At 60.5% G+C, this 25,649-nt stretch carries 29 protein-coding genes; 12 read left to right on the top strand and 17 right to left on the bottom strand.

The features are described 5' to 3' along the window. Positions 1-141: 141 nt before the first annotated feature. The 3 genes from PH562_RS21705 to PH562_RS21695 form a co-directional block, all read right to left on the bottom strand. Positions 142-1,116 (bottom strand): alpha/beta hydrolase family protein, encoded by a 975-nt coding sequence (locus PH562_RS21705; protein ID WP_285175562.1) that lies wholly within the window; start codon positions 1,114-1,116, stop codon positions 142-144. Positions 1,117-1,213: 97 nt separating this feature from the next. Then, entirely contained in the window at positions 1,214-2,041 is an 828-nt protein-coding gene (locus PH562_RS21700) for an AraC family transcriptional regulator (RefSeq protein WP_285175561.1), read from the bottom strand. Between the two features lie 115 nt (positions 2,042-2,156). Next, positions 2,157-2,444, bottom strand: coding sequence for a hypothetical protein (locus PH562_RS21695; protein WP_285175560.1), 288 nt, complete (start codon positions 2,442-2,444; stop codon positions 2,157-2,159). Positions 2,445-2,563: 119 nt separating this feature from the next. Here PH562_RS21695 and yihA point away from each other — a divergent pair, with 119 nt between their 5' ends. After that, positions 2,564-3,223 (top strand): ribosome biogenesis GTP-binding protein YihA/YsxC, encoded by a 660-nt coding sequence (yihA, locus tag PH562_RS21690; RefSeq protein ID WP_285175559.1) that lies wholly within the window; start codon positions 2,564-2,566, stop codon positions 3,221-3,223. Between the two features lie 73 nt (positions 3,224-3,296). Here the strand turns inward: yihA and PH562_RS21685 are convergent, their stop codons facing one another. From PH562_RS21685 to PH562_RS21675, 3 genes are all read right to left on the bottom strand, one after another. Beyond that, positions 3,297-3,854: a fasciclin domain-containing protein gene (locus PH562_RS21685; RefSeq protein ID WP_285175558.1), complete on the bottom strand. Its 558-nt coding sequence runs from the start codon at positions 3,852-3,854 to the stop codon at positions 3,297-3,299. Between the two features lie 109 nt (positions 3,855-3,963). Next, entirely contained in the window at positions 3,964-4,677 is a 714-nt protein-coding gene (locus PH562_RS21680) for an anti-sigma factor (protein ID WP_285175557.1), read from the bottom strand. After that, a complete protein-coding gene (locus PH562_RS21675; protein WP_113231893.1) occupies positions 4,674-5,213 on the bottom strand; it encodes a sigma-70 family RNA polymerase sigma factor in 540 nt (179 codons plus the stop codon). Before PH562_RS21675 ends, PH562_RS21680 begins: the two co-directional genes overlap by 4 nt. A 285-nt stretch (positions 5,214-5,498) precedes the next feature. Between PH562_RS21675 and argB the strand changes: the two genes are divergently transcribed. After that, positions 5,499-6,386, top strand: coding sequence for an acetylglutamate kinase (gene argB, locus PH562_RS21670; RefSeq protein ID WP_015338657.1), 888 nt, complete (start codon positions 5,499-5,501; stop codon positions 6,384-6,386). 67 nt (positions 6,387-6,453) lie between these two features. On the opposite strand, the gene PH562_RS21665 is transcribed toward argB, so the two are convergent. Then, positions 6,454-7,224 carry an isocitrate lyase/PEP mutase family protein gene (locus PH562_RS21665; protein WP_113231892.1) on the bottom strand — a complete coding sequence of 257 codons (771 nt, stop codon included), beginning with the start codon at positions 7,222-7,224 and terminating at the stop codon, positions 6,454-6,456. Between the two features lie 217 nt (positions 7,225-7,441). Between PH562_RS21665 and PH562_RS21660 the strand changes: the two genes are divergently transcribed. Both PH562_RS21660 and PH562_RS21655 read left to right on the top strand, forming a co-directional pair. Continuing rightward, positions 7,442-8,146, top strand: coding sequence for a pyrimidine 5'-nucleotidase (locus PH562_RS21660; RefSeq protein ID WP_285175556.1), 705 nt, complete (start codon positions 7,442-7,444; stop codon positions 8,144-8,146). Positions 8,147-8,319: 173 nt separating this feature from the next. Next, on the top strand, positions 8,320-9,036 hold the full coding sequence (locus PH562_RS21655) for an EF-hand domain-containing protein (RefSeq protein WP_285175555.1): 717 nt from the start codon (positions 8,320-8,322) through the stop codon (positions 9,034-9,036). A gap of 71 nt (positions 9,037-9,107) precedes the next feature. On the opposite strand, the gene PH562_RS21650 is transcribed toward PH562_RS21655, so the two are convergent. Beyond that, positions 9,108-9,995 carry an LOG family protein gene (locus tag PH562_RS21650; RefSeq protein WP_285175554.1) on the bottom strand — a complete coding sequence of 296 codons (888 nt, stop codon included), beginning with the start codon at positions 9,993-9,995 and terminating at the stop codon, positions 9,108-9,110. Between the two features lie 215 nt (positions 9,996-10,210). On the opposite strand from PH562_RS21650, the gene dapD reads away from it, so the two are divergent. The 3 genes from dapD to PH562_RS21635 all read left to right on the top strand — a co-directional run bounded on the left by dapD (position 10,211) and on the right by PH562_RS21635 (position 13,007). Beyond that, on the top strand, positions 10,211-11,068 hold the full coding sequence (dapD, locus tag PH562_RS21645; RefSeq protein ID WP_069611177.1) for a 2,3,4,5-tetrahydropyridine-2,6-dicarboxylate N-succinyltransferase: 858 nt from the start codon (positions 10,211-10,213) through the stop codon (positions 11,066-11,068). A 159-nt stretch (positions 11,069-11,227) separates the two neighbouring features. Then, a complete protein-coding gene (gene dapE / locus PH562_RS21640; protein WP_285175553.1) occupies positions 11,228-12,421 on the top strand; it encodes a succinyl-diaminopimelate desuccinylase in 1,194 nt (397 codons plus the stop codon). After that, the gene (locus PH562_RS21635; RefSeq protein WP_113231886.1) at positions 12,408-13,007 is read left to right on the top strand and encodes a hypothetical protein; all 600 of its coding nucleotides are present in this window, start codon (positions 12,408-12,410) and stop codon (positions 13,005-13,007) included. The genes dapE and PH562_RS21635 overlap by 14 nt, the downstream gene beginning before the upstream one ends. A gap of 11 nt (positions 13,008-13,018) precedes the next feature. Here PH562_RS21635 and arsC read toward each other — a convergent pair whose 3' ends face one another. The 6 genes from arsC to def all read right to left on the bottom strand — a co-directional run bounded on the left by arsC (position 13,019) and on the right by def (position 16,498). Continuing rightward, positions 13,019-13,420, bottom strand: a complete 402-nt coding sequence (arsC, locus tag PH562_RS21630; RefSeq protein ID WP_285175552.1) for an arsenate reductase (glutaredoxin) — start codon at positions 13,418-13,420, stop codon at positions 13,019-13,021. Next, positions 13,398-14,204: a tRNA pseudouridine(38-40) synthase TruA gene (gene truA / locus PH562_RS21625; protein ID WP_285175551.1), complete on the bottom strand. Its 807-nt coding sequence runs from the start codon at positions 14,202-14,204 to the stop codon at positions 13,398-13,400. The genes arsC and truA overlap by 23 nt, the downstream gene beginning before the upstream one ends. Then, a complete protein-coding gene (fmt, locus tag PH562_RS21620; protein ID WP_285175550.1) occupies positions 14,204-15,151 on the bottom strand; it encodes a methionyl-tRNA formyltransferase in 948 nt (315 codons plus the stop codon). Before fmt ends, truA begins: the two co-directional genes overlap by 1 nt. Positions 15,152-15,222: 71 nt before the next feature. Next, positions 15,223-15,642, bottom strand: coding sequence for a type II toxin-antitoxin system VapC family toxin (locus PH562_RS21615; protein WP_285175549.1), 420 nt, complete (start codon positions 15,640-15,642; stop codon positions 15,223-15,225). 15 nt (positions 15,643-15,657) lie between these two features. After that, positions 15,658-15,918: a FitA-like ribbon-helix-helix domain-containing protein gene (locus PH562_RS21610; RefSeq protein WP_113231882.1), complete on the bottom strand. Its 261-nt coding sequence runs from the start codon at positions 15,916-15,918 to the stop codon at positions 15,658-15,660. Between the two features lie 64 nt (positions 15,919-15,982). Further along, positions 15,983-16,498, bottom strand: a complete 516-nt coding sequence (gene def, locus PH562_RS21605) for a peptide deformylase (protein WP_113231881.1) — start codon at positions 16,496-16,498, stop codon at positions 15,983-15,985. Positions 16,499-16,684: 186 nt separating this feature from the next. Between def and PH562_RS21600 the strand changes: the two genes are divergently transcribed. The 3 genes from PH562_RS21600 (at position 16,685) to PH562_RS21590 (ending at position 21,403) form a co-directional block, all read left to right on the top strand. After that, positions 16,685-17,863, top strand: coding sequence for a DNA recombination protein RmuC (locus PH562_RS21600; protein ID WP_285175548.1), 1,179 nt, complete (start codon positions 16,685-16,687; stop codon positions 17,861-17,863). A gap of 101 nt (positions 17,864-17,964) precedes the next feature. Further along, positions 17,965-18,864: a ribokinase gene (locus PH562_RS21595; RefSeq protein ID WP_285175547.1), complete on the top strand. Its 900-nt coding sequence runs from the start codon at positions 17,965-17,967 to the stop codon at positions 18,862-18,864. A gap of 193 nt (positions 18,865-19,057) precedes the next feature. Next, a complete protein-coding gene (locus PH562_RS21590) occupies positions 19,058-21,403 on the top strand; it encodes a methyl-accepting chemotaxis protein (protein ID WP_285175546.1) in 2,346 nt (781 codons plus the stop codon). A gap of 67 nt (positions 21,404-21,470) precedes the next feature. Here PH562_RS21590 and PH562_RS21585 read toward each other — a convergent pair whose 3' ends face one another. Next, positions 21,471-22,415 carry a nucleoside hydrolase gene (locus tag PH562_RS21585; protein ID WP_285175545.1) on the bottom strand — a complete coding sequence of 315 codons (945 nt, stop codon included), beginning with the start codon at positions 22,413-22,415 and terminating at the stop codon, positions 21,471-21,473. A 231-nt stretch (positions 22,416-22,646) separates the two neighbouring features. Between PH562_RS21585 and PH562_RS21580 the strand changes: the two genes are divergently transcribed. Both PH562_RS21580 and PH562_RS21575 read left to right on the top strand, forming a co-directional pair. Continuing rightward, on the top strand, positions 22,647-23,078 hold the full coding sequence (locus tag PH562_RS21580) for an Hsp20 family protein (RefSeq protein WP_285175544.1): 432 nt from the start codon (positions 22,647-22,649) through the stop codon (positions 23,076-23,078). 158 nt (positions 23,079-23,236) lie between these two features. Continuing rightward, positions 23,237-23,494: a BQ00720 family protein gene (locus tag PH562_RS21575; protein WP_015338639.1), complete on the top strand. Its 258-nt coding sequence runs from the start codon at positions 23,237-23,239 to the stop codon at positions 23,492-23,494. Between the two features lie 162 nt (positions 23,495-23,656). On the opposite strand, the gene trmB is transcribed toward PH562_RS21575, so the two are convergent. Next, positions 23,657-24,358: a tRNA (guanine(46)-N(7))-methyltransferase TrmB gene (gene trmB, locus PH562_RS21570; RefSeq protein ID WP_285175543.1), complete on the bottom strand. Its 702-nt coding sequence runs from the start codon at positions 24,356-24,358 to the stop codon at positions 23,657-23,659. Beyond that, positions 24,355-25,608: a methionine adenosyltransferase gene (metK, locus tag PH562_RS21565; protein ID WP_113231875.1), complete on the bottom strand. Its 1,254-nt coding sequence runs from the start codon at positions 25,606-25,608 to the stop codon at positions 24,355-24,357. The genes trmB and metK overlap by 4 nt, the downstream gene beginning before the upstream one ends. Positions 25,609-25,649: the final 41 nt, after the last annotated feature.

Genomic DNA, 25,649 nt, shown 5'->3' with positions numbered 1-25,649 from the left:
TTGCCGTAATACTCAATGACTTCTCGCTTGAATGCGCTGCTGTATTTGGACATGCAAAACCCCCGAAGTTGGGTGTCCAACTTTCGGGGGTCAATTCATTCGGCGGGGCTTTTCTTTTGTGGCGGTGTTTCGCGCTTTCTTTCAGCTCTTCCGTTCCGGGGCGAGATTCTGGCGGAAGAATTCGAGGATATTCGCATCGAGCGACCTGTGAAACGCAGTCCGGTCAAATGCCGCCTGATCCGTGCACATCTCCGGCTGGGACCTGGCCAAGCCCGGCGAGCATGGCGCCAGAAAGGCGAAGTGGGCCGAACCGGGCACGACATGGAAGTCCGGCTTGTCGGGCAGATTGACCGCCAGTGATGCGACATTTTCCGGCAGTACCCCATCGCCGCCATGTTCTGACCCCCAGAGCTGGATCGGAGCGTCGACTGCCTTCAGGCTTTCCTTTGTCGAAAAGAAGCTCAGCGGATCGGCAAGGACGAAGGCCTTTATGCGCAGATCACGAGCGAGTGGCTCGGCCGGTATTTCGTTGCGGCGGATCTCGCCGCAGATCGGAGCAGGCTCCGGACAGGGAACCGTGGCGTCATGAAAGTCCGGAACCGCACCCGCGAGCACCAGGCCAGTGTAGCCGCCACGCGAGAAGCCGAAGAAACCGATGCGATCCGGATCGATTTTTTCCGCCTGCGGCCAGCCGGCAAGCAGGAAGTCGATCAGACGCTTGATGTCCCGCGGCCGCTGAAACATGATCGAGATGTCCCCCGACCGGCTGAGATCGGAAAAATTGTCGCCGGGATGGTTGAGCGCCACCACCAGGAAGCCGGCATCGGCCAGCGTTTCTGCCACATCGTGATGATTGAGGGAGCCGCCGCCGTGCCCGTGCGAGATGACGATGAGCGGCAGCTTCCTCGCGGCGATCGGGCAATTGCGGACGGCAACAACCGTCATCGGTCCAAGCTTCACCTCCTCCGGTGGCGTCGCGCAGGGCGACCATACGAAGGCGCTCAGGGCCGGATTGTCTGCCGTTGCAGGAACCTGAATGGACGTCAGACCGGCCGCTCGAGCCGATGAGGCAGCCAGACCAAAGGCTAAGAGAATTCCAATCTTCAAGAAACGCATTTTCTTCTCCGGGAACGGGATCAGGGCAGGCAAGAACGAGTGATATCGCCGGCCCTGATGGCCGGCATGTTCCATTCGGAAGTATGTCTCGAACAGTTCAGGCTGCGATGCGACGCAGCGGGATCAGCAGATCGGTGGCTATTTCGTGCTCCATCACCTTGGCGGGATGGTTGAGGTAGAGCTCGATTATCGGGCGGTCGTCAGGCTCGTAACCGCTCTGCGGCAGCCAGCCGCCGAAGAGCGTCTGAAAGGTCGGTGAAATAAGGCTGTATGAACCCATGAGCCGATAGCAGGCATAGAGGCCGCCGGGCAGATCACGTCGTTCGAGCCCCTCGGCAACGACATCGCCTGGCGGCAGCATGACAGCGGCGAAATACCAGAACCCCTGCCCCTGTTCGGGGTCGCCGGAGCCGATGCCGATACGTGTCATCTCATGCCAGACGCGCCCGCTGTCCCCCAGCCGTTGCGCAAGCCGGCGATAGGTGTGCGGTATCGTCTGGGCCGGCCCTTCATGACGCAATCCAAAGAGCGTTGCGGGAGGTCGGTCGTCGACCGTAACGGTGGGCAGATTTGCAGTGATCGCCTGCTGTTGCAGCTGGAATGCGGTCGGGGTGAGGCCGGTCATGCCGCGAAAGGCGCGGGCGAAGCTCTGCGAGCTGTCGTAGCCCGCCTCGAGCGCCGTCTCGGTGACCGAGGCCGGACTTGCGGCCAATTGATTTGCGGCCTGCGCAAGCCGCACCCTGCGGATCGTGGCGGCTACGCTTTCGCCTGTCATCGCCCGGTAGAGCCTGTGAAAATGGAACGGCGAGAAATGGGCGACCGCCGCCAGGCTTTCGACGGAATGGGGTGCTGCTGGATCGACCATGATCGCCTCGATGACCCGGGCAATGCGCCGACGATAGTTTTGTTCTGTAGCGGCTTTCATGGGATCGAGCTTTACCACGACTTGTGCGGCGCCGTGGTGCAGCAATTGCGGATTTTACAGGATCACCATCTGCTGCAGATCAAAATTCGGATCTAAGTCGACGGCTCAGGAGCGTTCAGTCGCGGAGGGCCGGGTTATTCCACCGCCGCGCCAGGAAGTTGCGGGCATCGGCGAGAATCCGCTTGTATTCGGGCTTGAACGGAGCAGTGAGCTGCTTTTCGAGATCCCCGAGCAAACCGTCCAATACCACGCATTCGGCAGGGCTTTCGAAACACAATTTGTCGGGGGTGTGCGTTGCCTTCGGATCGGACCAACGGGAGAGGAGCTCGAATAGAACCACCGCCTCCTTCGCATCAAGACGTATTTCTACTGCACCGTCATCTTTCAGCGCATCTTGCTCCATCAGCGCAGCATGACAGGGTACGTGCAGGTCCGCAACCTGTCACACACATCGATCAAAACTTGACTTTCATGGGCAAAACCTCGAAGCCAGACCATCAGAGCAAGCAAAAGACTGAGCAAATGGCAGATCAGACGACAAAAGACGACAAGCCGCTTTTCGGGCGTCCGTGGATCTTCATCCGCGGCGTGCCGTCGATGAAATTTCTGCCGCCAGAAGGGCCGCCGGAAATTGCCTTTGCCGGCCGCTCGAATGTCGGCAAGTCGTCGCTGATCAATGCCCTTGTCGGGCACAAGGGGCTGGCGCGCACCTCGAATACGCCGGGGCGCACGCAGGAACTCAACTATTTCGTTCCCGACGGCTTTTCCGGCGAGGGCGGCGACTTGCCGCCGATGGCTCTGGTTGACATGCCCGGCTACGGCTATGCCGAAGCACCGAAGGATCAGGTCGATGCCTGGACGAAGCTGGTCTTCGACTATCTGCGTGGGCGCACGACCCTGAAGCGCGTTTATGTTTTGATCGACAGCCGCCACGGTATCAAGAAGAACGATGCAGAGGTCCTGGACCTTCTCGACAAGGCCGCCGTTTCCTATCAGATCGTGCTGACCAAGACCGACAAGATCAAGGAAGCGGGCATACCGAAGCTGCTCACCGACACAGCCGAAAAAATCCGCAAGCGCCCGGCCGCTTATCCAGGCATCCTTGCCACGTCATCGGAAAAAGGCGCTGGCCTTCAGGAATTACGCGAGGCCATCGGATTGACGGTCGGCATCCAGGTCTGAGAACCGCTCCGATACAATGAGGCCGCCGCCCCGACCCCGCGTAAGGCGACGGCGGCCGTGTTGCCGCTAAGGATTACATCTTCGGCAACAACACCTTGTCGACCACATGGATCACGCCGTTCGACTGCTTGACGTCGGCGATGGTGATGTGAGCGGTGCCGCCGGCATCATCGGTCAGCGTCAGCTTTCCGCCCTTGTCCACGGCCTTGATCGTGCAGCCGCCGACCGTCTTCAGATCGTATTCGCCACCCTTGCTCATTGCCCATTTCTTGATGGCGGCAGCCATGTCATCACCGGCGACGACATGGCAGGTTAGGATCTTGACCAGCTTCTCCTTGTTCTCGGGCTTCAGCAAGGTTTCGACCGTACCCGCCGGCAATTGCTTGAAGGCTTCATTGGTCGGCGCAAAGACGGTGAACGGGCCTTTGCCTTCGAGGGTATCGACGAGGCCGGCCGCCTTGACGGCTGCGACCAGGGTCGTGTGATCTTTGGAATTCACGGCATTCTGGATGATGTTCTTGCTGGCATACATCGCAGCGCCGCCCACCATCGGGTCCTTGGCATAGGCTAGGCTGCTTGCGGCCGACAGCATTGCGGCAGCGGCACCAATGCGAAACACGGTCTTGATCATAACGTCTCCTCTTCCTCTCTGTTGCCCCGATCAGGCGGGGTCGGAAGAAGATACGGAGCACGCGGATAAAGAGTTTCAGCCGCGATCGTTTTTCGCGAGCCGAAATTCCTCAGGGCAAATGGATCGTGCCGGAAGCAACCACATCGCCCGTCGGTTTGCCGGTCGGCGAGCCCCCGAAGGGCTCGACACTGACGGCGATGATGGCGCCTTCAGTCAATTTGGCGTGAAGTTCCGGCGACAAGACGATTTCGCCATCGCCGGTCGGTGGCAGGATACCCAGCGCCTCGGCGGGATCGCTGCCGCGAATCAGCCAGAGCTCCAGCGATTTCTCCTCGGGCTTGCCGGCGGCGACCGGCGTAATTTTCAGACGCCCGCTGGCGACGTCGTAATTGGCAAGGAGATTGAAGGGACTGTTCTGGCCGGCAAGGGATGCGGTGAGCTGCTTGCCCGGGCTCGTGCGCAAGCCGCCTTCATTCGTGACGGCGAAGACGAGTACGCCGGCTGCCAAGAACAACGAGCCGAAGGCGACAGAGCGCCACAGCATCAGCGAATTCCAGAGATGAGCGCCGAAGGCCGCTTCGCCGAAAATCCGCTTTTCGATCTTCGGAAATACGGCGGCCGCGGGCGTCACTGCCTCATATTCCTCGTTGAATTCCGAGAGATTCTGCTCCCAGCGGCTGACGATGGCGGCAAACTGGCGGTCGCTGCGCATGCGGCGCTCGACCTTTTGCCGATCCTCAAGGGAAAGCACGCCAAGCACATATTCTCCGGCCAGGACTTCATCGCGGGAGCGGCCTCCCTTGCTTTGATCGGGCGTACTCATCGGTCCATGCACTCTCTCAGTCTTATCAGGCTTCGGCGCAGCCAGGTGCGCATAGTATTCAGTGGCACAGCGTGTTGGTCGGCGAGCTCCTGGTAGCTCAAGCCCTCGACATAGGCGCTGCGAACAGCCCGCGCGCGATCAGCTTCCAACTCTTCCATGCACCTGTCAATCCGCCTTCCCTCTCCCTTGACGATTGCTTGCTCTTCGGGGCCGGGTTCCAGGTCGGCGAGATCGTAAGCGCTGTCTATTTCGTCAGCCACGGGCTTACGGGCACGGATGAAATCGATGGCGCGATTGCGCGCGATCGTCACCAGCCAGGCCATTGCCGGCCCTTCCGCAACAGCAAATTGCTCGGCCCGCTGCCAGACCTTGATATAGACCTCCTGCAAAACCTCTTCCGCATCCGCCTTGTTGCCGACGATACGCAGGCAAACACCGAGGAGTTTCGGGCTGGTACGCTTGTAGAGTGCCGCAAAGGCTTTCTGGTCGCGCATGGCAATGCGGCCGATCAGCGCTTCCGTATCCTCGCTCGCCATCCAAATCCCCGGGGTGCGACGCCTGCACCATCTTTAGAAGAAAACTTCGCTTCGGCAAATGTGTCCGCACCATCAATTTCCGCGACGCTAATGTGACATAGCGTCAACGACAGAGCAGCGCGATCTTTCAGATACGTTTTTCGCGCTTTAGATCTTTAATTTTGCGCAAGTCGCTGTCGCAAAACCGCTGAACACTTTTGCGCGACGTGCTTTAATCCCGAGATCATTATTCCCTCTGTCAAAAACTTGAGATAAAAGGCCGCGATCATTTCCGAAGGGTGCACCATGTCCGAAGCCCAAAGCGAACTCCAAGCCAACCTGCTCGCACAGGCGCTGCCCTACATGCAGCGTTATGAAAACAAGACCATCGTCGTGAAATATGGTGGCCATGCCATGGGCAATGTCGAACTCGGCAAGGCCTTTGCGGCCGATATCGCCCTGTTGAAACAGTCGGGCGTCAACCCGATCGTCGTCCACGGCGGCGGCCCGCAGATTGGCGCCATGCTGACGAAGATGGGCATCGAATCGAAGTTCGAAGGCGGATTGCGCGTTACCGATCAGAAGACGGTCGAGATCGTCGAAATGGTGCTCGCCGGCTCGATCAACAAGGAAATCGTCGCTCTGATCAACCAGACCGGCGAATGGGCGATCGGCCTTTGCGGCAAGGACGGCAACATGGTTTTCGCCGAAAAGGCGCGCAAGACCATCAAGGACCCCGATTCCAATATCGAGCGTGTGCTCGATCTCGGCTTCGTCGGCGAAGTGGTCGAAGTCGACCGCACGCTGCTCGACCTGCTTGCCAAGTCCGAGATGATCCCGGTCATCGCCCCGGTCGCTCCCGGCCGCGACGGCGCGACCTATAACATCAACGCCGACACATTTGCCGGCGCGATCGCCGGCGCGCTCAGCGCCACGCGCCTGCTTTTCCTGACCGACGTTCCGGGCGTCCTCGACAAGCAGGGTCAACTTATCAAGGAATTGTCCGTTGCCCAGGCCCATGCGCTGATCGCCGACGGCACGATTTCCGGCGGGATGATCCCGAAGGTGGAGACCTGCATCGACGCCATCAAGGCCGGTGTTCAGGGCGTCGTCATCCTTAACGGCAAGACGGCCCATTCCGTGCTGCTCGAAATCTTCACTGAGCGCGGCGCGGGCACGCTGATCGTTCCGTAAGTCAGCCTAATCTGCAATGTCTCAAAGGTGCTTCGCAAATGTTGATTGCGAAGCGCTGGCCGGTCCGTCAGGACGGCCGATAGATCGCTTCGGCCTCGCTTTTCAGCATTCCCATGACCGAGCGGTAAGGGGCCGGCCCATAGCTGATGCGGCTGACGCCCAGCTTTGCCATGGTCTCATTGTCCGGCGTCGTCGGGCGCACCATGATGTTAACAGGCAGAGGCGAACGTTCGCAAAGGGCGCCGATCAGATCCGGTTCGACCAGGCCCGGCGCGAAGAAGCCGCTGGCACCGGCCTCGGCAAAAGCATCGGCGCGCTGAAAGGCGTCGTCCAGAAGGAGCTGATGATGCGCCGTATCGCTTTCCTGCAGGAAAAGATCGGTGCGGGCGTTGATGAATAAGGGTATTTCCCGGCGATCGGCCATTTCGCGGATGGCGCGGATACGTGCCGCCTGCACCTCTATAGGATGAATGCCCTGGCCACCGATCACCTGATCCTCGAAATTGATGCCGATGGCGCCGTGATCCATGATCTTTTCGACATTAACGGCGACTTCTTCAGGCTCGACGGCATAACCGCCCTCGAAATCGACGGACAGGGGCAACGGGCTCGTCACCGAAATCAGCCTGGCGGTCACTGCCAGCAGCGATAGCGGGATTGCCTGGCCGTCCCCGAAACCATTGGCGGCGGCAACCGACCAACTCCCCGTTGCCAATGCCTTCGCGCCGGCTTCAGTGACAGCCTTGGCAGAACCCGCATCCCAAATATTGAAAAGGATCAGCGGCTCACCCTTCTTGTGCAGCCGTGCGAATTCCTGCGCCTTTTCCACCTGACTCATCGCATCCCCTCCGAAAAGCCTGGCCGGGCGATTTCTCCTCCGCGACCCAAAAGAGCGTAAGCTCCCCCTCACATGGCAAATAGAGTAAAACCCCGGAAATCAATGGTAAAATCATAGCCGGCATTGGATCGCACGGCAATCTCCCCCAAATGGCTGAGAGGCGGCAGCATGAATATTTCCCTTCCCCCGCCCGGAGCGGGCGTGCCATAAGACGGGCATGAGCCAGACAAAAACGCTATCCGAGCCAGCAGATTTCTCCCACATCCGCGATTGGGTGTTCGATCTCGACAACACGCTCTATCCACATCATGTCGATCTCTTCGCGCAGATCGACAAGAACATGACGGCTTACGTCTCCGCCCTTCTGCAGATGGAGCGCGAGGAGGCTCGCAAGCTGCAGAAGCAATACTATCTCCATCACGGCACGACCCTGCAGGGTTTGATGATCCATCACGGCATCGACCCGAACGACTTTCTGGAGAAGGCACATGCGATCGACTATTCGGCACTGACGCCGCAGCCGGAGCTCGCCGCTGCCATTAAGGCGCTGCCGGGACGCAAGTTCATCTTCACCAACGGCAGCGTCAAACACGCCCAGGCGACAGCCGGCGCACTCGGCATCCTCGATGGCTTCGACGACATTTTCGACATCGTGGCGGCCGACTATGTGCCGAAGCCTGCCGGCAGCACATATGACAAGTTCATGAGCCTGCACCGCGTGGATACGAAGAAGGCGGTCATGTTCGAGGACCTGCCGCGCAACCTCGCAGTGCCCAAGGCGCTCGGCATGAAGACGGTGCTTCTCGTGCCGCAAAATCTCGAGACGACGGTCGTCGAATGGTGGGAGCGAACGACCGGCGAGGACGATCACATCGACTATGTGACCGATGACCTCACAGCTTTCCTCAAAGCGCTGGTTTAACCATTCATTTGAGCACTTCCAGGAAAAGTGCGCAGCGGTTTTCCGTTCGGAATGCGGAAACGCACGCCCAAGGCGGGGTTACCAAAGTTTCATCCGCCTTACAGAGGTTTAATTGGCCGGTTTCGACCGCCAGCCTTATCGTTTGACCATTCCTCGACACGAAAGGAAAAACGATGAACGGGAAAAAACTTCTTCTGGCCGGACTTTCCGCAACCCTGCTTCTCGGCGGTGCCGCACAGGTGGCGCTCGCCGCTTCGCATGATGGCGACCGTGGCGGCAGGCACCATCATCATGAAGGCCGGTGGCACAGACCACATTTTTCGCCTGAAGTCCTTTACGTGCGCATGCTGAAGGAATTCGGCAATCCCGGCGATACAAAGCTCACCAAGGATGAGGTCAAGGCTGGCGTCGACAAGATCTTCGACCAGATCGACGTCAACCATGACGGCGAAATCACCCCCGGCGAATATCGCACCTATCGCCAGGAGCAGTTCAAGCAATGGCGGGCCGAGCATGCCAAGGCTGATGGCGATAAGGCTCAAGATGGCCAGGCTTCGGGCGGCGATCAGGCACAAAACAATCAAGCCCAGGCTAATCAAGCGCAAGACAATCAGGCGCAGAGCAATCAGGCTCCGGCCGACCAGTCCAAGGGCGACCAGGCTCAAAACGACAGTGACAACGACAGGGGCGGCGAAGGGCATCGCCATCACGGACCGCATGGCCGCTTCATGCATGAAGCGATGGTCTTCCGCTTTGCCGATACCGATCAAAGCGGCCAGATCAGCAAGAAGGAAGCCGAAGACGCCATGAACAAGCTCTTCGACCGCTTGGACCGCAACCACGATGGCGTCGTTAACCTGGACGACATGCCGGGCCGCCCGCTGCTGTAAGCCGATCGCTCCGACACTGGTCCCATGAACGAAAGCCCGCCCTCGCCCAAGCGACGGCGGGCTTTTCGTTATCAGTGCCCGTTGTCGTGGTGACCGTTATCGTGCTCGTAGAAATCGGTGACTATCTTCCAGGCTTCGTCGGCGGTATCAACGAAGCTGATGAGGTTCACATCATCTGGTGCGATGGTGCCGAACTCGGCCAGCGCATCGAAATTGATGATGCTGCGCCAGAACTTTTCGCCGAAGAGAATAAGCGGCAGGCGCTCCATGCGTCCGGTCTGGATGAGCGTCAGGCACTCGAACAATTCGTCCATCGTGCCGAAGCCGCCCGGGAACACCGCGATTGCCTTGGCGCGCACCATGAAATGCATCTTGCGGATCGCGAAATAATGGAAGTTGAAGCTGAGCTCCGGCGTCACATAGGCATTCGGCGCCTGCTCGTGCGGCAACACGATGTTGAGGCCGATCGAAGGAGCCCCTTCTTCGGCCGCGCCGCGATTGCCAGCTTCCATCACACCCGGGCCGCCGCCGGTGACGACGACATATTCGTGGTAATCGAAACCGGCGGAATAACGGGAGCAGAGCCGGGCAAACTTGCGCGCCTCCTCGTAATAGACCGATGCTGCTTCGAGATTAGCGCGCTGCACGTCGTTGCGGGCAGCCCAGGCATTGGTGCCGGGGGCAGGAATGCGTGCGCCGCCGAACATGACGACGGTCGACTTGATGCCGCGCTCGGTCAGCGACATTTCGGTCTTCAGCAGTTCCAGCTGCAGGCGGATCGGCCGCAATTCCTCACGGCAGAGGAAATCCTCATCGGCATAGGCAAGCCGGTAGGACGGCGACATCGACTGCGGCGTGCGCGGCACCGACTCGGCCCGCTGCTTGTCTGCCGAGCTCGTCTTCAACGGGTCCCAAACCCCATCCTTGCGCCTCAGCCTGCCGTTCTTCCCCTTGCTCATCTATTCATGCCTTTCGAATCGATCATGACGGGCCTTTCCTGCCGAAGGACAGGAATGCCCAAGCTCTTGCATATGCCCCTACAACGCCTTGAATCCAAGCTCAATCGGCGCGGAAAAGACATTCCATTTTCGGCATGCATGCTATAGGACCAATCGACCGCTTCCGGACCTTTATCCGGAAATCACGATAGGCCCTGACGTTGCAAGGAATTCCCATGAGCGCTACCGACCTCGCCTCCCTCGAAAAGTCCATCGAGGCTGCCTTCGACAATCGCGACAATGTGAACACGTCGACGCGCGGCGAAGTCCGCGATGCCGTCGAAACGGCGCTCAATCTCCTCGACAGCGGCAAGGTTCGCGTGGCCGAGCGTGGCGCTGATGGCAATTGGACCGTCAACCAGTGGCTCAAGAAAGCGGTCCTGCTCTCCTTCCGCCTGAACGACATGAAGATCGTCGAAGGCGGCTCCGGCGGCGCCACCTGGTGGGACAAGGTTCCCTCGAAGTTCGAAGGCTGGGGAGAAAATCGCTTCCGTGAAGCCGGCTTCCGCGCCGTGCCGAACGCAGTCGTGCGTCATTCCGCCTATATCGCCCCCAACGCCATCCTGATGCCGTCCTTCGTCAATCTCGGCGCCTATGTCGGCGAAGGCACCATGGTCGACACCTGGGCGACGGTCGGCTCCTGCGCCCAGATCGGCAAGCATGTGCATCTTTCCGGCGGCGTCGGCATCGGCGGCGTGCTGGAGCCGATGCAGGCCGGCCCGACGATCATCGAAGACAATTGCTTCATCGGCGCCCGCTCCGAAGTCGTCGAAGGCTGCATCATTCGCGAAGGTTCCGTGCTCGGCATGGGCGTTTTCATCGGCAAGTCCACCAAGATCGTCGATCGCGCCACCGGCGAGATCACCTATGGTGAAGTTCCGCCATACTCGGTCGTCGTCGCCGGCGCGCTGCCGAGCGGCAATACCATGGCGAACGGCCAGCCGGCGCCTAGCCTCTATTGCGCCGTCATCGTCAAGCGAGTCGATGAAAAGACCCGCTCGAAGACCGGCATCAACGAGCTGCTGCGCGACTAATCTCGCAAAATTTGGGAAGCGCGGTTGCCATATCGCGCTTCCCTTATGCTTGCCGGGGGAGCATGCCTGTGCGATTGCTGGAATCGCGGCAAAGATTTTCGAGTCGTCACCGATCCTTTGCCATCGCTTTGCCATTTCCCGCCGGATAAATTGCCTCCGATGACTGTTACCAATCCCATTACGAACCTGCAGACCCTGATCCGCTGCGCCTCCGTCACCCCTGCCGAGGGCGGCGCGCTGACCGTGCTTGCCGGCATGCTGCAGCCACTCGGCTTCAAGATCGAGCGCATGACGGCGAGCGAGCCGGGAACGCCCGATATCGAAAATCTCTATGCGCGGCTCGGCACGGATGGACCGCATCTGATGTTTGCCGGCCATACGGATGTCGTGCCGGTCGGCGATGCCGCTTCCTGGAGCCGTCCGCCTTTTGCTGCCGAAATCGCCGATGGCGAGCTTTTCGGCCGTGGCGCCGTCGACATGAAGGGCGGCATTGCCTGCTTCGTGGCAGCGGTTGCGCGTCATATCGAAAAGCATGGCAAACCCGCCGGCTCGATCTCCTTCCTGATCACCGGCGATGAAGAGGGGCCGGCGATCAACGGCACGGTCAAGCTGCTGCAATGGGCGGCCGAGCGTGGCGAGACATGGGATGCCTCGCTCGTCGGCGAACCGACCAACCCCGACCGGCTCGGCGACATGATCAAGATCGGTCGCCGCGGCTCGATTTCCGGCACTATTACAGTCCATGGCGTTCAGGGGCATGCCGCCTATCCGCATCTCGCCGACAACCCGGTGCGCAGCATCATCAAGCTGACGGAAGCGCTGCTCGACCCGCCCTTTGACGCGGGTACGGACAATTTCCAGCCGTCGAACCTCGAAGTGACGACGATCGACGTCGGCAATACCGCCACCAACGTCATTCCCGCCAAGGCGACCGCTGCCTTCAACATCCGATTCAACGACACCTGGACCACCGATACGCTGAAGGCGGAAATCCTGGCACGCCTGGATGCAGCCGCCGCCGACCAGACGCTGCGGCCCGGGCGGCCGCCGGCGAAATACGACATCGTCTGGTCGGAGCGTCCGAGCCAGGTCTTCCTGACGCGCAACAATGCGCTGATCGCCTCGCTGTCCTCCGCCATCGAAAACATCACCGGTCAAAGGCCGGCGCTGTCGACCACCGGCGGCACGTCCGATGCACGCTTCATCAAGGACTACTGCCCCGTCGTGGAATTCGGGCTTGTCGGCCAGACCATGCATATGGTCGACGAGCGCGTGGAGCTCTCGGATCTCGAAACGCTGACCGAGATCTACCAGACCTTCATCCAGCGCTGGTTCGAGAATGCCGAGCTTTAAGGAAGTCCAGTATTACCTGTCCGGCCTATGGCTGCTGATCCGGATGGATGCGCGCGGATTCCAGTATCTGGACATTTCGGACCGCGGCATGCTGCGTTCCTTCTGGGCGATTTTTTGGTGCCTGCCGTCGATCGGCATTTCATGGCTGTGGTGGCAGAAGGCCTATCTGACCGCCATGCCGCCGGAGACATCGGCGGGTCTTGCCTTCTTTCTGCGCCTGGCCTTAGTCGAATTTGCGAACTGGCTGATCCCGCTCGTGCTTGCTGGCGTGTTGCTGCTGATTTTTCGCTTCGGCGACAAGTTCACGCCGATCGTCGTCGTCGTGAACTGGCTCGGCGTGCCGACATCCTATCTGAATGCGCTACTCATCGCCTTGATCGCCTTCGTTCCGGGTTCCAGCGGGTTGGCGGCGTTGCTGTGGCTGGCGCTGATGATGGCGATCATCTTTTCGCTGGCGCGCATGCTTCGAATGATCTGCGGCACGCATCCGCTCTTCATCGGCACGCTGACGCTGGTGCTGCTTATTCCGACCATGCTGCTGACGGACTTCCTACAGCGCTTCCTCGGCGTCTATCCGCCGGGCTGAGGTAGTCGCGTTTAACGGTTGACGACGTCGCCATCTTCCTTGGTAAACGGGCCGATATCTGGGTTCGGCAAGATATCGAGCACGCGTTCGGACGGGCGGCAGAGACGCACGCCTTTCTCCGTCACCACGATCGGACGGTTGATCAGGATCGGGTACTCGATCATCCGCTCAAGCAGCTGATCCTCGGTGAGATCGGGATTGCCAAGACCGAGCTCGTCATAGGGCGTTCCCTTTTGGCGGAGAAGATCGCGGGTCGTCAGATCCATGGCGGCAATGAGCTCCACCAGCTGTTCGCGGCTGGGCGGCGTCTTCAGATATTCGATAACGACGGGTTCTTCGCCGGACTGCCGGATCATCGCCAGCGTGTTACGCGACTTGCCGCAGGCTGGATTATGATAGATCGTCACCGTCATCGATAGTCTCCCCTTCGTTGCCCGCCGAACCGGCACCGTCACGATAATCCACCTGCATGAAATAGAGCCCATCCGGCGGAGCGACAGGACCGCAGGCCTTGCGGTCCCGAGCCTCCAGCGCCGCGCGCACATCGTCAGGCGTCCATTTGCCCTCGCCCGCGAGCTTCAGCGTACCGGCGAAGGAGCGGATCTGATTGTGCAGGAAGCTTTGCGCGGTGGCGCGGATCTCGATCAGCTCGCCGGTGCGCGTCACATCCAGCCGGTCGAGCGTGCGCACCGGGCTGTTTGCCTGGCAATGCGCCGAACGGAAGGTGGTGAAATCATGCCGACCCACAAGGGTCTGCGCCGCGGCATGCATGACCTCGTGGTCCATATCCTTCGGCACCCACCATGCACGGCCGGCTTCCAGTGCAAGCGGCGCGCGGCGGGCGATGATGCGATAGAGATAGTGGCGGCGGACGGCCGAGAAGCGTGCATCGAAGCGTGGGGCGACCTCGACGATATCGAGAATGGCGATGCGGTCACCGGCCATCCTCAGATGGGCATTGAGCGCATTGCGCAGCGTATAGACCTTCCATTCCTTGGAAAGATCGGCATGCATGACCTGCCCCATGGCATGCACGCCGGAATCGGTGCGTCCCGCGCCGCGGATCGAAACAGTTTCGCCGGTCAAGGACAGGATGGCGCCTTCGATCGCACCCTGCACGGAGGGGCCGTTTTCCTGGCGTTGCCAACCGACATAGGGAATACCGTCATATTCGACGGTCATTTTGTAGCGCGGCATCAGGCTTGCTCCGAGGCAAGCACGGTACCCGGCGCGATCGACGTACCGCGCAGGAAGTCGGCTGCCGCCAAGGGCTTGCCGCCGGCCTTCTGCAGCTTCGTCAGCCTGATGGCGCCGGAGGCGCAGGCAATGACGAGATCATCTGTCAGGACCCGACCGCAAGCTCCCTTACCTTCTGCCAATTCCGAGCCGAGCACCTTGATGCGTTCTGGCCGACCGGCGATGTCGGCTTCGAACCAGGCGCCGGGAAAGGGCGACAGGCCACGGATATGATTATGGACCTCGGTCGCCGGCTTGCCGAAATCGATGCGGGTTTCGCCCTTGTCGATCTTTGCGGCATAGAGAACGCCTTCGGATGGCTGCGCGGTCAGAGGCAGCTCATCGTGCTCCAGCTTGTTCATGGCCTCGGCCATGGCTTTTGCGCCGACGAGCATCAGCCTGTCATGCAGTTCACCCGCGGTCATGGTGCCGCCGATCTCCACTTCGCGTGCCAAAGCGATCGGGCCGGTATCCAGCCCCTTGTCCATCTTCATCACCATCATGCCGGTTTTTTTGTCGCCAGCCATGATCGCTCGCTGGATGGGAGCTGCCCCGCGCCAGCGCGGCAGCAAAGAGGCATGGCCGTTGTAGCAGCCGAGACGTGTCCCGGTGAGGATCGCTTCCGGCAGCAGCAGGCCATAGGCGACGACGACAGCGACATCGGCATCCAGATCGCGAAAGCGCTGGCGTTCGTCGGGATCCTTGAAATTGACCGGCGTGAAAACCGGCAGGCCTAGCAATTCGGCCGCCTGATGCACCGGCGATTTCTGCAGGTCGAGCCCTCGCCGCCCGCCGGGACGCGGCGGCTGCGTGTAAACGGCGCGAATCTTGTGGCCGGCATCGATCAGGGACCGCAATGTCGGCACAGAAAATTCGGGCGTTCCCATAAAGATGATGTTGAGCGACATGCGATCCATCCGGCTAAGATATCAGATTTCGAATGACCCAGCGGCCGCGGCGCATGCCATCGGATCAAACGCTAGCCGCCTTCAAACGGGTTTATGAGCCTGAGATCAAGCCCCTCGAAGTCTTTTGTATTGCGCGTCGCCAATGTCGCACCGCTCGCGAGGCAGATGGCGGCGATCATGGCGTCCTTCGTTTCCATCCTTCGCCCAATCTTGTGGCGATGAGCGGAGATTATTCCGTATTGATGGGCTGCGTTGCTCGAAAATCCCAGAACACGGCCCGAAAACTCTGCCTCTATCGCATCCAGCTCCGCGACAAGTGCCACTTTGCGCTTCCCGTCAGCCAGGAGTTCCAGTCCAAATCTAATCTCGCCGATGGTGATGGTGGTCAGAAAAACGGCCTCGACGGCGAAGCTATCCAGCCAGGACAATATGCGCTCGCTATGCAGCCGCCCTTGCAACTCCGATACAACATTGGTGTCCAGAACGATCATGCGCAGGCCAGAGCACTATTCGAAATGGGGCGGATCGCGATCCGGCGCATTCCGAAAAGCATTGATTGCCTCGATTTCCTCTTCGCTGAGCTTTTCTGCGCCAAGAATTGCTCTCAATCGCTGCCCCGCCGAGTTGCTCCCACCCTGCTGGCGTCCAAGCGATTGACGCAGCAGTTCGATCGCCTCATCCGAGAGGCTGCGGCCATGCCTGCTGGCATTGGCCTGCAACTGCTCCTTCAAGCTGTCGTCGATACCGCGCAGCAACAGATCACTCATTCGCGCCTCCATTTGATATCAATGATATCATAGGCGTTTCAACTCGATCTTTCAATGTCTGGGATCAGAGAGCCTTCGACTTGGCGGCCTTCGTAAACTTCTTGATCACCATCTCCCGCTTCAGGCGCGAGATATAGTCGATGAAGAGCACGCCGTTCAGGTGGTCGATCTCGTGCTGTACGCAGGTCGCAAGCAGACCGTCGGCCTCGGTGAGTTGTTCCTTGCCGTCGCGGTCTAGATGCTTGACGGTGACGCGTGCGGGGCGCTCCACCTCGGCGTAGTAATCCGGAATGGAAAGGCAGCCTTCCTCATAGACCGAGCGTTCATCCGAAGACGCGACGATCTCCGGATTGATGAACACCCGCGGCTTCTTCTCTTCGCCTTCGCGCGCAACGTCGATGACCAGCATGCGGCGGGGAACGCCGATCTGGATCGCCGCAAGGCCGATGCCCGGCGCGTCATACATGGTTTCCAGCATGTCGTCGGCGAGGCGCTGAATTTCGGTATCGATCTGCTCGATGGGCTTGGAAGCCTGGCGAAGCAGCGGGTCGGGCAAAATGATGAGTGGCTTGATCGTCATGACGTTTCCCATAACGCATCTTGTTGTGCGATGGAATCGCCAAGATGGCGGTGAGGCGGTGTTTTTTCAACGACAGCAATCCGAACGGCAGCGGATGGTCTCGAAATTTTGTTCACGGTTTGATCTGGATATTCACAACAATTTTGCTATGCTTGCGTAGAGAACTTCATCAGCGCGCCAGGTTTCATGTCTTTCATCATCTTCGGCCAAGCCATTTCCACCGTCCAGGTTCTGACCGGCCTCGTCATTCTGCTTGCGATCGCAGTCATCGTCCTTTTCGTCCGTGGCAAGGCACGCGCGGAAGACGACGCGCTCGACGCCGAGCATACGATGGCGGCGCTGCTGCGGTCGCAGGCGGAAATGCAGGGGCGGCTTGCCACCATCGCCGAAGTGTTCGGCTCCAGACAGGCCGAGCTCAATCAGGCCATCGGCCAGCGCCTGGACGGCATGTCACAGCGGGTGACGGCGACGATCGGCGAGCAGACGCGCTCGACCCATGAAAACCTGCGCCGCCTGCAGGAAAGGCTCGCCGTCATCGATGCCGCTCAGACCAATATCCAGACGCTGGCCAAGGATGTCGTCGGCCTGCAGGCCATTCTCTCCAACAAGCAGACGCGTGGCGCCTTCGGCCAGGCACGCATGGAGACTATCATCGCCGACGGGCTGCCGATGGGCGCCTACGCATTTCAGACGACGCTTTCCAACGGCTCGCGACCGGACTGTACCGTGCGCATGCCGAACGGCTCGCCGCCGCTTGTGATCGACGCGAAGTTTCCGCTGGAGGCGTGGAACGCCATCCGTAGTGCTGCCAGTCCCGAACATGGCAAGATCGCCGCGCAGCAGTTCCGGAGGGATCTGGAACTGCATATCCGCGATATCTCGGAAAAATATTTGATCCCCGGTGAGACGCAGGATACGGCCTTTCTCTTCGTGCCGTCCGAGTCGATCTTTGCCGAGATCCACGAGAATTTCGAGGCGATCGTACAGAAGGCCCAGCGCGCGCGCATCGTCATCGTCTCACCCTCGCTGCTGATGCTGTCGATCCAAGTCATCCAGGCTGTGCTGAAGGACCAACGCATGCGCGAGCAGGCCCATGTCATCCAAAGCGAAGTGGCTCATCTGATGGACGACCTCTCGCGCCTCGATGAACGCGTGCGCAAGCTGCAGGGCCATTTCGCGATGGCGCAGAAGGATGTCGACATGATCGTCACCTCGGCCGACAAGCTGGCGCGGCGCGGCGAGCGGATAGAGGCGCTGGAATTCGAGGCGGCGAAAGAGCCTGCCAAGGCGCGGCCGGAAGAGCGGCCCAAGCCTGTCGACAACCACACGAGCCAACTCAAGCTCAGGGTAGTTGACGAAGACTGATCGCTTCGGCAGTGTCGCCCCCAATCGATGCATGATCCACAAAGACATAAGGCGCCTTCGGGCAGGATCATGCGAGATCAACACCCAGGGCAGGACACCGCATGATCACTATTTTCGGCTCCATCAACATGGACCTCATCGCCACCACGGATCGTTTGCCGAAGCCGGGGGAAACCGTCGCCGGTAACGGCTTTTCCACCGCGGCCGGGGGCAAGGGCGCCAATCAGGCGCTCGCCGCACGCCGCGCCGGTGCGACGGTGCGCCTCAGCGGGGCGGTCGGCGATGACGCCTTCGCAGAACCCGCACTTGCCTTGCTCGATGCGGCAGGGACCGATCTTTCTACCGTCCGGCGCGTGTCAGAACCGACCGGTACTGCTCTCATCCTGGTGGGCGGTGACGGCGAGAATATGATCGCTGTCGTTCCGGGCGCCAATGGCACCAATGCGGCCGAACACGTTGCCGCCGCCGTCGCCGCTCTGAACGCCGGCGATACGCTGATGCTTCAGCTCGAAATTCCGGTTGCCGCCGTCGAGATGGCGCTGAATACGGCGAAAGCAAAGGGCGTGCGCACCGTGCTCAATCTGGCCCCTCTGATCCCTGAGGCTGCCCGCCTCGGCCGGCTTGCCGATATCGTCATCGCCAACGAGACGGAATTCGAGAGGCTGGCCGGCCAGGACAACATGTCGGCATCCGAGCGTGAGGCTGCCCTCGTCCGCCTGCATGGTGAAACCGGCCAGACGCTGATCGTCACGCTTGGCGGCGACGGCGTAATCGCCATTCGCGACGGCGAGCTCGCGCGTGCCAAGGGCCTCGTCATCGAGCCGGTGGATACCGTCGGCGCCGGCGATACCTTCTGCGGCTATTTTGCCGCGAGCCTCGATCAGGGTCTGGATTTCCATGCCAGCCTACGCCGCGCCGCCGTCGCCGGTTCGCTGGCTTGCCTGAAGCCGGGCGCGCAGCCGTCCATCCCGGTTGCCAGCGAAGTCGCCGAAAAGCTTTAGGGTTAAATTTCACAACCCTTGCGAAGCGCAATTAATTAAATTTTTGCGCTTCCATATCATTCTCCTCTAGCCTGGCGCGCATAGCCTTTGAGCCGCGGCAGGAATCTTAACGGCGGCTCCATGACAGGGCCATCCTGCGCCGACCTTGCATTCGGATAATGTGTATCCGACGCATCGCTTTTTCGAGGAAATGATGTTCATCTTTCGCATGAAGTCGCTTGCGGCCAAGCTCATCTTGGTCACCGGGCTGGCGATCGCACTCGTTCTGCTGGTTTCCAATTTTCTGCTGATTTCCCAGACCCGCGATCGCGTCGAGACGCTGACGATGGATCAGGCGAATACCGAGGCCAAATCCATTTCCAACGAGATCGCCGCCAATGTCGGCGAACTGGCGAGTGCCGCCCGCTCCATGGCCGCCATCATCGGCCGCGGCCACGAGGGCCATACCTTCGACCGCAAGGGCATGATCAATATCCTCAAGGCAAATGTCGAGCAGAATGCCTTTGCCTTCGGCAGCTGGTTCTGTGAGCAGCTCGGCGCGCTGGATGGCAAGACGACCGAACTTGCCAACAACAAGGATCAGGCCGTGAACGACAAGGGCGCCTTCACGCCCTATTGGTCGAAGACCAAGGATGGCGGCATCCAGTTCTCGACCTTCGACAATGATTACAGCGCCGCATGGTGGAAGCTTGCTGCCGACAGTGGCAAAGGCGCGATCACGCCACCCTACCTCGCGCAGGGCACCGATGTTCCGACGACCATGAGCTCGATTGCTTATCCGGTCATGTCGGGCGGAAAGTTGATCGGCGTTGCAGGCGTCGATATCTCCCTCAATTCGCTTTCGACGAAGCTGCAGAAGATGCAGCCTTTCGGCACCGGCCGCGTGCTGCTGGTTTCCCAGGACAACAAATGGCTGGTGGCACCGACCGCCGACCTGCTGATGAAGGACTATAATGGTTCCGGCGCTGACGTCATCAAGGCAGCTTTGACCTCCTCTTCCGCAAGCATCCTCAAGAATCTTTCCGATGCAGGCAGCGAAGAGTTCGACCGCGTCGTCTATCCTTTCGCCGTTCCGGGTCTCAATGCCACCTGGGTCGTTCTCATCGACGTACCGCACAGCGCAATCGCAGCACCCGTACGCGATCAGACCTACATGATGATCGTCGCTGGCATCCTGGTGCTTGCTGCCGTGATGCTCGCTCTTTACGCCGCCGTGCGCAGTTTCGTGCAGACGCCGCTTGCCGGCCTCGTCGCCAGCGTCAATCGTCTCAGCGCCGGCAATTATGCCGAGCCGGTCGCCGGTCAGGCTCGTGCGGACGAAGTGGGTTCAGTCGCCAAGGCACTGGAAGGGTTCCGCTTTGCGCTAGCCGACACCAAGCGCCTGGAAGGTGAAGCGAACGACCAGCGCCTGGCTGCCGAAGGCGAACGCCGCCGCTCGGAGAGCGAACGCAACGAGAGCGTTACCCTTCAGCGCCATATCGTCGGCATTCTCGGCCAAAGCCTCGCTGAGCTCTCCAAGGGCAATCTCACTCAGCGGATCACCGACGAGTTCCCCGGCGAATATGCCCAGCTCAAGCAGGACTTCAATGCCGCGCTGGCGAGCCTCGAGGAGACGGTTCATACCGTCAATGTCAGCGTCGGCAATATCGGCAGCGGCACCGGCGAAATCAGCAATAGCGCCTCGGACCTCGCCCGCCGCACCGAACAGCAGGCGGCGAGCCTTGAAGAGACGGCAGCGGCCCTCAACGAGCTGACCGCGCAGGTCAATTCCAGCGCCGAAAACGCTCGTACGGCGGCAACCAGCGTCAATGCCGCATCAGAGGACGCAGAGCATTCCGGCGAGATCGTGCAGAAGGCCATTTCCTCCATGCACGGCATCGAGCAATCGTCGCAGGAGGTGTCGCGCATTATCGGCGTCATCGACGAAATCGCCTTCCAGACCAACCTCCTCGCGCTGAACGCCGGTGTCGAAGCAGCCCGCGCAGGCGAAGCCGGCAAGGGCTTTGCCGTTGTCGCGCAGGAAGTGCGCGAGCTGGCCCAGCGCTCGGCCAATGCCGCCAAGGAGATCAAGACCCTGATCAACGCTTCGGCCGGACAGGTCAAGGAAGGCGTCGATCTGGTCGGCCGCACGGGCGATGCCCTGCACAAGATCGCCCAGCAGGTCATGGAGATCAACGGCTTGATCCGCCAGATCTCCGCTTCCGCAAGCGAGCAGGCTATCGGCCTGAAAGAAATCAATTCGGCCATGAACCAGATGGATCAGGTAACCCAGCAGAATGCCGCGATGGTCGAGGAAACCACAGCCTCGAGCGTCGCGCTCGCCGAGGAAGCCCAGTCGCTCAGGGCACTCGTTGCACGCTTCCGCACCGCCCGCGCCGTTCCGGACAATGCCAGCGCATTGCGGGCGACCGCCCAGCAGATGCGGGCTCCGGCGGCGCCGCGTCGCGCGCCTGCGCCCGCGGCAGCACCGGCACGCAAAGCCATTCCGCAGACACAGGGTGCCACGGCGCTTGCCCAGGACGATTGGGAAGAATTCTGAGCCAAATCGCTCGGGATATAATCAAAAGGCCGCCGGAGCGATCCGGCGGCCTTTTGCATGGATCTGATCAGATGCGGGCGAAGCGTTCCGTCAGCAGCGCGAAGAAGCCATCGGCATCGACGTCGCGCATGACCTTGGCATTGCGCTTGCGGTCGGTGACGTGCCACCAGTCGACGACGGTCATCCCGACGGTCAGTTCCGACGTCACCTCGATCTCGACATTGCATTCTCGGCCCTTGAAGAGCTCGGGCTTCAGAAGGTAGGCGATGACTGTGGGATCATGCAGCGGACCGCCGTCCGAACCGTATTTCTCAATATCGAAACGCTCGAAGAACTGCAGCATTTCGACCATGGCCTTGGCCGGGGGCGTCCCGACCGCGGCGATGCGCTCGACGCGATCCTTGCGCGTCAGCAGCTTGTGGGTGACGTCGAGCGGCATCATGATGATGGGAACGCCCGAACGGAACACGACGTCTGCCGCTTCCGGATCGACATAGATGTTGAACTCGGCGGCCGGCGTGATGTTGCCGCCCTCGAAGAAGCCGCCGCCCATCATCACGAATTCGCGTACGCGCCCGACGATGTCAGGCGCCTTCTGAAACGCCATGGCGATATTGGTCAGCGGGCCAAGCGTGCAGAGGGTCACGGCGTCCTCAGGCTCCTTGCGCAGCGTATCGATGATGAAATCGACGGCGTGGCCTGGCTGCAGTTCCATTGTCGGCTCGGAGAGTTCCGGACCGTCGAGGCCGGTCTTGCCATGCACATGCTCCGCCGTCACCAGCTTGCGCTTAAGCGGCGCGTCGGCACCGGCGAACACCTTGACGTCGTGGCGATCGCAGAGTTCGCAGACGATACGGGCGTTGCGGCTGGTCAGCCGCAGCGGCACGTTGCCGGCAACCGCCGTGATGCCGAGCACGTCGATCTCTTCGCGGCTGCCGAAGGCGAGAAAGATCGCCGCGGCGTCGTCCTGACCGGGGTCGGTATCGATGATGATTTTTCTAGGTTCGGTCATGTCTTCAACTTTCCTCCGGTGCAGATCGACAGGCTTTGTCGCGGGTCCGGTCCGGCTTTGTCAAGCGCTCGCTCGCCATGTCATGGAACCATTTTTCACCATGGATTTCGATCTCGCAAATGCGAAGACCTCATGGCTTGCACTCGCAGGCGCGTACTCCCATATTAGGGACAACCGGGTGCTGAAGATCAGGTCCGGAACGGTCGCTTGACACCCAAGGACTTTGAGACGATGAGCCGGACGACTCCCTTTGCCAGCCCACTGCTTCTGGGCTTTGACACCATGGAAAAGACGCTTGAGCGAATTTCCAAAGTCAGCGACGGCTACCCTCCCTACAATATCGAACGGATGCGTGCGGACCGCCTGTCGGGCGAGCCGGAACGTCTGCGCATCACGCTGGCGGTCGCCGGCTTTTCCGAAGACGAACTTGATGTCACGACGGAAGAAAACCAGCTGCTGATCCGCGGCCGCCAGACGGAACAGGGCGAGCGTGACTATCTCTACCGGGGGATCGCCGCCCGGCAGTTCCAGCGTGTTTTCGTGCTTGCCGACGGCATGCAGGTGCTCGGCGCCACGCTGAAGAACGGGTTGCTCTCCGTCGATCTCATTCGGCCGGAACCCGACCGCATGGTAAAGAAAATTAACATTTCGGTCTCACAGTAGAACAACGGCCTAGAGCCGGATGATTTCAGGCCGATTCGACCTGAGATCCGAATCGGCTCTAGAATCAAAGAACTAGAGCACGACGTCACCCGAAAGCCGTTCACACTTTTGGTCATCATGCTCTGGAGCCGTTGGTCCCTCATACTGGAGGTACGAGCATGTTGTTGAAAGAAGCCACCGCCCGCCTGACCCCATCCGAACTTGCCAATATCGGCACCGGTGAGGTCGCCTACATCAGAAAAATGGATTGGTCCGAAGTATCCCGCTGCTTCCCGGAAGCGCCCGATATCGATCCGGATGTCGATCTGTGGGCGCTTTTCGGCGCCGACGGCACCCCGATCCTCTTGACGGACAATCGCTCCAGCACCTTCTATCGTGCTGCCGAAGACGAATTGAAGACGGTCAGCCTGCACTGACCAGGAGCGTCGTCCGACGGTGAAAGTCACCGTCCGCAAGGACCGCATCGAACCGGCCCACCTGGCAACGCACGCGCATGATCCAGACCGCCCAAAGCGGCGGTCGTCAGACAGGATAGTGCAAATATCTCAATCTGAAATTCTCGTCCGTAACCGGAGCGATCAGACCTTCTTGAAGGTCAGATATGCCGACGAGCGCCCTTCGCGCCTGGCCTTGGCCTCGTAGCGCGTGCTCGGCCAGCCCTCATAGGGCGTCAGCCAGTCGGCGGCATTCTGCGCAGTCCACTCGAAGCCGCCATGCGCCTGGCAGTGCTGCAGCGTCCAATTGACGTAGGTATCGATGTCGGAGGCGAAGCAGAAGAGCGCACCGGGCTTCAGGACGCGATGAAAGCGGGCAAGGTTCACCTGCGAAACGAAGCGGCGCTTCCAATGCTTCTTCTTCGGCCACGGATCGGGATAGAGCAGGTCGATCTGGTCCAGACACGCATCCGGCAGCCAATCCAGCACCTGCGTCGCATCATCATTGTAGACGCGGATATTATGGGCGCCAGCGTCGTCGACGCTAGCAAGCAGCTTCTGCATCGAATTGACAAAGGGCTCGACACCGATGAAGCCGGTCTTCGGCTGCTCCAGCGCCCGGTGGATCAGATGCTCCCCACCGCCAAAGCCGATTTCCAGGCGCAGACGCTCGGTCGGCACCGGGAAGAGATCGTTCAGCGGCTGCGGCGCCGGGGCGGAAAGGTCGATGATGAACTGCGGCAGCAATGCTTCCAGCTTTTCAGCCTGCTGGCCGCGCAAGGCCTTACCCTTGCGCCGGCCGAAGAATGCTTCCGTCGCCCGCGACCGGCGCTCGGTATCGATCATGCGGCTTCCCGGAGCTTCACGGCTTCCTTGAGGGCCTTCACCAGGTCCGTACGCTCCCAGGAGAAGGAGCCGTCACGGCCGGCCTTGCGGCCGAAGTGACCGTAAGCCGAGGTCTTGGCGTAGATCGGCTTATTGAGGTCGAGGTGGCGGCGGATGCCGGTCGGCGAGAGGTCCATGTTCTTGCGGATCGCCGCTTCGACCTGATCCTCGGTGACGCCCTTGCCGGTGCCGTGCAGGTCGACATAGATCGACAGCGGCTGGGCAACGCCGATGGCGTAGGAGAGCTGGATCGTGCAGCGATCGGAAAGACCGGCGGCAACGACGTTCTTCGCCAGATAACGGGCAGCATAGGCTGCGGAACGGTCGACCTTGGTCGTGTCCTTGCCGGAGAATGCACCGCCGCCATGCGGGGCTGCGCCGCCGTAAGTGTCGACGATGATCTTGCGGCCGGTGAGGCCGGCGTCGCCGTCGGGGCCGCCGATGACGAACTTGCCGGTGGGGTTGATGTACCACTTGCAATCGGAAGCGATCTTCAGGTCGCCGAGCGCCTCGACGATATAGGGCTCGACGACAGCACGAACCTTCTTTGAATCCCAGCTCTCGTCGAGATGCTGGGTGGAAAGCACGATCGAGGTCGCTTCGGACGGCTTGCCGTCAACGTAACGAACCGTCACCTGGCTCTTGGCGTCCGGACCGAGCTTGGCGACTTCGCCGTCGCCTTTCTTGCGGGCGGAAGCGAGCAGCTGCAGGATCTTGTGCGAATAGTAGATCGGCGCCGGCATGAGATCCGGCGTTTCCTTGCAGGCATAGCCGAACATGATGCCCTGGTCGCCGGCACCTTCGTCACCCTGCTGGTCGGCGGCATTGTCGACGCCCTGGGCGATATCGGCAGACTGCGAGTGCAGGAGCACGTCGATACGGGCCTTCTTCCAGTGGAAGCCGTCCTGTTCGTAGCCGATGTCCTTGATGGCGCGGCGGGCGGCGGCCTTGAACTTCGAAGGATTGATGACGTCGTTGCCATCCTTGTCCTTCTTCATCAGGCTCGGCGGCAAACGCACTTCACCGGCAATGACGACGCGGTTGGTGGTGGCAAGGGTCTCGCATGCAATGCGCACGGTCCATGGGTTTACGCCGGTCTTTGCAGCCTCGCGGTAAACCAGATCGACAATTTCATCGGAAATGCGGTCACAAACTTTATCCGGGTGACCTTCGGCAACAGACTCACTCGTAAACAGATAATTCGCGCGCATGCGGGATTCCCCTCAAAGAACAAATCTCTGCTTTTGATATT

It is taken from the genome of Rhizobium centroccidentale (assembly GCF_030182565.1).
In the GTDB taxonomy this organism is placed as follows: Bacteria; Pseudomonadota; Alphaproteobacteria; order Rhizobiales; family Rhizobiaceae; genus Rhizobium.
Note: the sequence above shows the minus strand (reverse complement) of the source record. Positions and strands in the feature narration are given on the sequence as shown.

What these genes read in the sequence shown, in the direction of transcription:
- argB (WP_015338657.1), top strand. Translation starts at nt 5,499, where the DNA reads ATGTCCGAAGCCCAAAGCGAACTCCAAGCCAACCTGCTCGCACAGGCG.
- PH562_RS21615 (WP_285175549.1), bottom strand. Translation starts at nt 15,642, where the DNA reads ATGATCGTTCTGGACACCAATGTTGTATCGGAGTTGCAAGGGCGGCTG.
- PH562_RS21580 (WP_285175544.1), top strand. Translation starts at nt 22,647, where the DNA reads ATGAGCCGGACGACTCCCTTTGCCAGCCCACTGCTTCTGGGCTTTGAC.
- PH562_RS21685 (WP_285175558.1), bottom strand. Translation starts at nt 3,854, where the DNA reads ATGATCAAGACCGTGTTTCGCATTGGTGCCGCTGCCGCAATGCTGTCG.
- def (WP_113231881.1), bottom strand. Translation starts at nt 16,498, where the DNA reads ATGACGATCAAGCCACTCATCATTTTGCCCGACCCGCTGCTTCGCCAG.
- dapD (WP_069611177.1), top strand. Translation starts at nt 10,211, where the DNA reads ATGAGCGCTACCGACCTCGCCTCCCTCGAAAAGTCCATCGAGGCTGCC.
- PH562_RS21635 (WP_113231886.1), top strand. Translation starts at nt 12,408, where the DNA reads ATGCCGAGCTTTAAGGAAGTCCAGTATTACCTGTCCGGCCTATGGCTG.
- PH562_RS21650 (WP_285175554.1), bottom strand. Translation starts at nt 9,995, where the DNA reads ATGAGCAAGGGGAAGAACGGCAGGCTGAGGCGCAAGGATGGGGTTTGG.
- trmB (WP_285175543.1), bottom strand. Translation starts at nt 24,358, where the DNA reads ATGATCGATACCGAGCGCCGGTCGCGGGCGACGGAAGCATTCTTCGGC.
- PH562_RS21655 (WP_285175555.1), top strand. Translation starts at nt 8,320, where the DNA reads ATGAACGGGAAAAAACTTCTTCTGGCCGGACTTTCCGCAACCCTGCTT.
- yihA (WP_285175559.1), top strand. Translation starts at nt 2,564, where the DNA reads ATGGCAGATCAGACGACAAAAGACGACAAGCCGCTTTTCGGGCGTCCG.
- PH562_RS21700 (WP_285175561.1), bottom strand. Translation starts at nt 2,041, where the DNA reads ATGAAAGCCGCTACAGAACAAAACTATCGTCGGCGCATTGCCCGGGTC.
- PH562_RS21575 (WP_015338639.1), top strand. Translation starts at nt 23,237, where the DNA reads ATGTTGTTGAAAGAAGCCACCGCCCGCCTGACCCCATCCGAACTTGCC.
- fmt (WP_285175550.1), bottom strand. Translation starts at nt 15,151, where the DNA reads ATGTCGCTCAACATCATCTTTATGGGAACGCCCGAATTTTCTGTGCCG.
- PH562_RS21660 (WP_285175556.1), top strand. Translation starts at nt 7,442, where the DNA reads ATGAGCCAGACAAAAACGCTATCCGAGCCAGCAGATTTCTCCCACATC.
- PH562_RS21590 (WP_285175546.1), top strand. Translation starts at nt 19,058, where the DNA reads ATGTTCATCTTTCGCATGAAGTCGCTTGCGGCCAAGCTCATCTTGGTC.
- PH562_RS21695 (WP_285175560.1), bottom strand. Translation starts at nt 2,444, where the DNA reads ATGGAGCAAGATGCGCTGAAAGATGACGGTGCAGTAGAAATACGTCTT.
- PH562_RS21610 (WP_113231882.1), bottom strand. Translation starts at nt 15,918, where the DNA reads ATGAGTGATCTGTTGCTGCGCGGTATCGACGACAGCTTGAAGGAGCAG.
- truA (WP_285175551.1), bottom strand. Translation starts at nt 14,204, where the DNA reads ATGCCGCGCTACAAAATGACCGTCGAATATGACGGTATTCCCTATGTC.
- PH562_RS21595 (WP_285175547.1), top strand. Translation starts at nt 17,965, where the DNA reads ATGATCACTATTTTCGGCTCCATCAACATGGACCTCATCGCCACCACG.
- arsC (WP_285175552.1), bottom strand. Translation starts at nt 13,420, where the DNA reads ATGACGGTGACGATCTATCATAATCCAGCCTGCGGCAAGTCGCGTAAC.
- PH562_RS21585 (WP_285175545.1), bottom strand. Translation starts at nt 22,415, where the DNA reads ATGACCGAACCTAGAAAAATCATCATCGATACCGACCCCGGTCAGGAC.
- dapE (WP_285175553.1), top strand. Translation starts at nt 11,228, where the DNA reads ATGACTGTTACCAATCCCATTACGAACCTGCAGACCCTGATCCGCTGC.
- metK (WP_113231875.1), bottom strand. Translation starts at nt 25,608, where the DNA reads ATGCGCGCGAATTATCTGTTTACGAGTGAGTCTGTTGCCGAAGGTCAC.
- PH562_RS21680 (WP_285175557.1), bottom strand. Translation starts at nt 4,677, where the DNA reads ATGAGTACGCCCGATCAAAGCAAGGGAGGCCGCTCCCGCGATGAAGTC.
- PH562_RS21705 (WP_285175562.1), bottom strand. Translation starts at nt 1,116, where the DNA reads ATGCGTTTCTTGAAGATTGGAATTCTCTTAGCCTTTGGTCTGGCTGCC.
- PH562_RS21665 (WP_113231892.1), bottom strand. Translation starts at nt 7,224, where the DNA reads ATGAGTCAGGTGGAAAAGGCGCAGGAATTCGCACGGCTGCACAAGAAG.
- PH562_RS21675 (WP_113231893.1), bottom strand. Translation starts at nt 5,213, where the DNA reads ATGGCGAGCGAGGATACGGAAGCGCTGATCGGCCGCATTGCCATGCGC.
- PH562_RS21600 (WP_285175548.1), top strand. Translation starts at nt 16,685, where the DNA reads ATGTCTTTCATCATCTTCGGCCAAGCCATTTCCACCGTCCAGGTTCTG.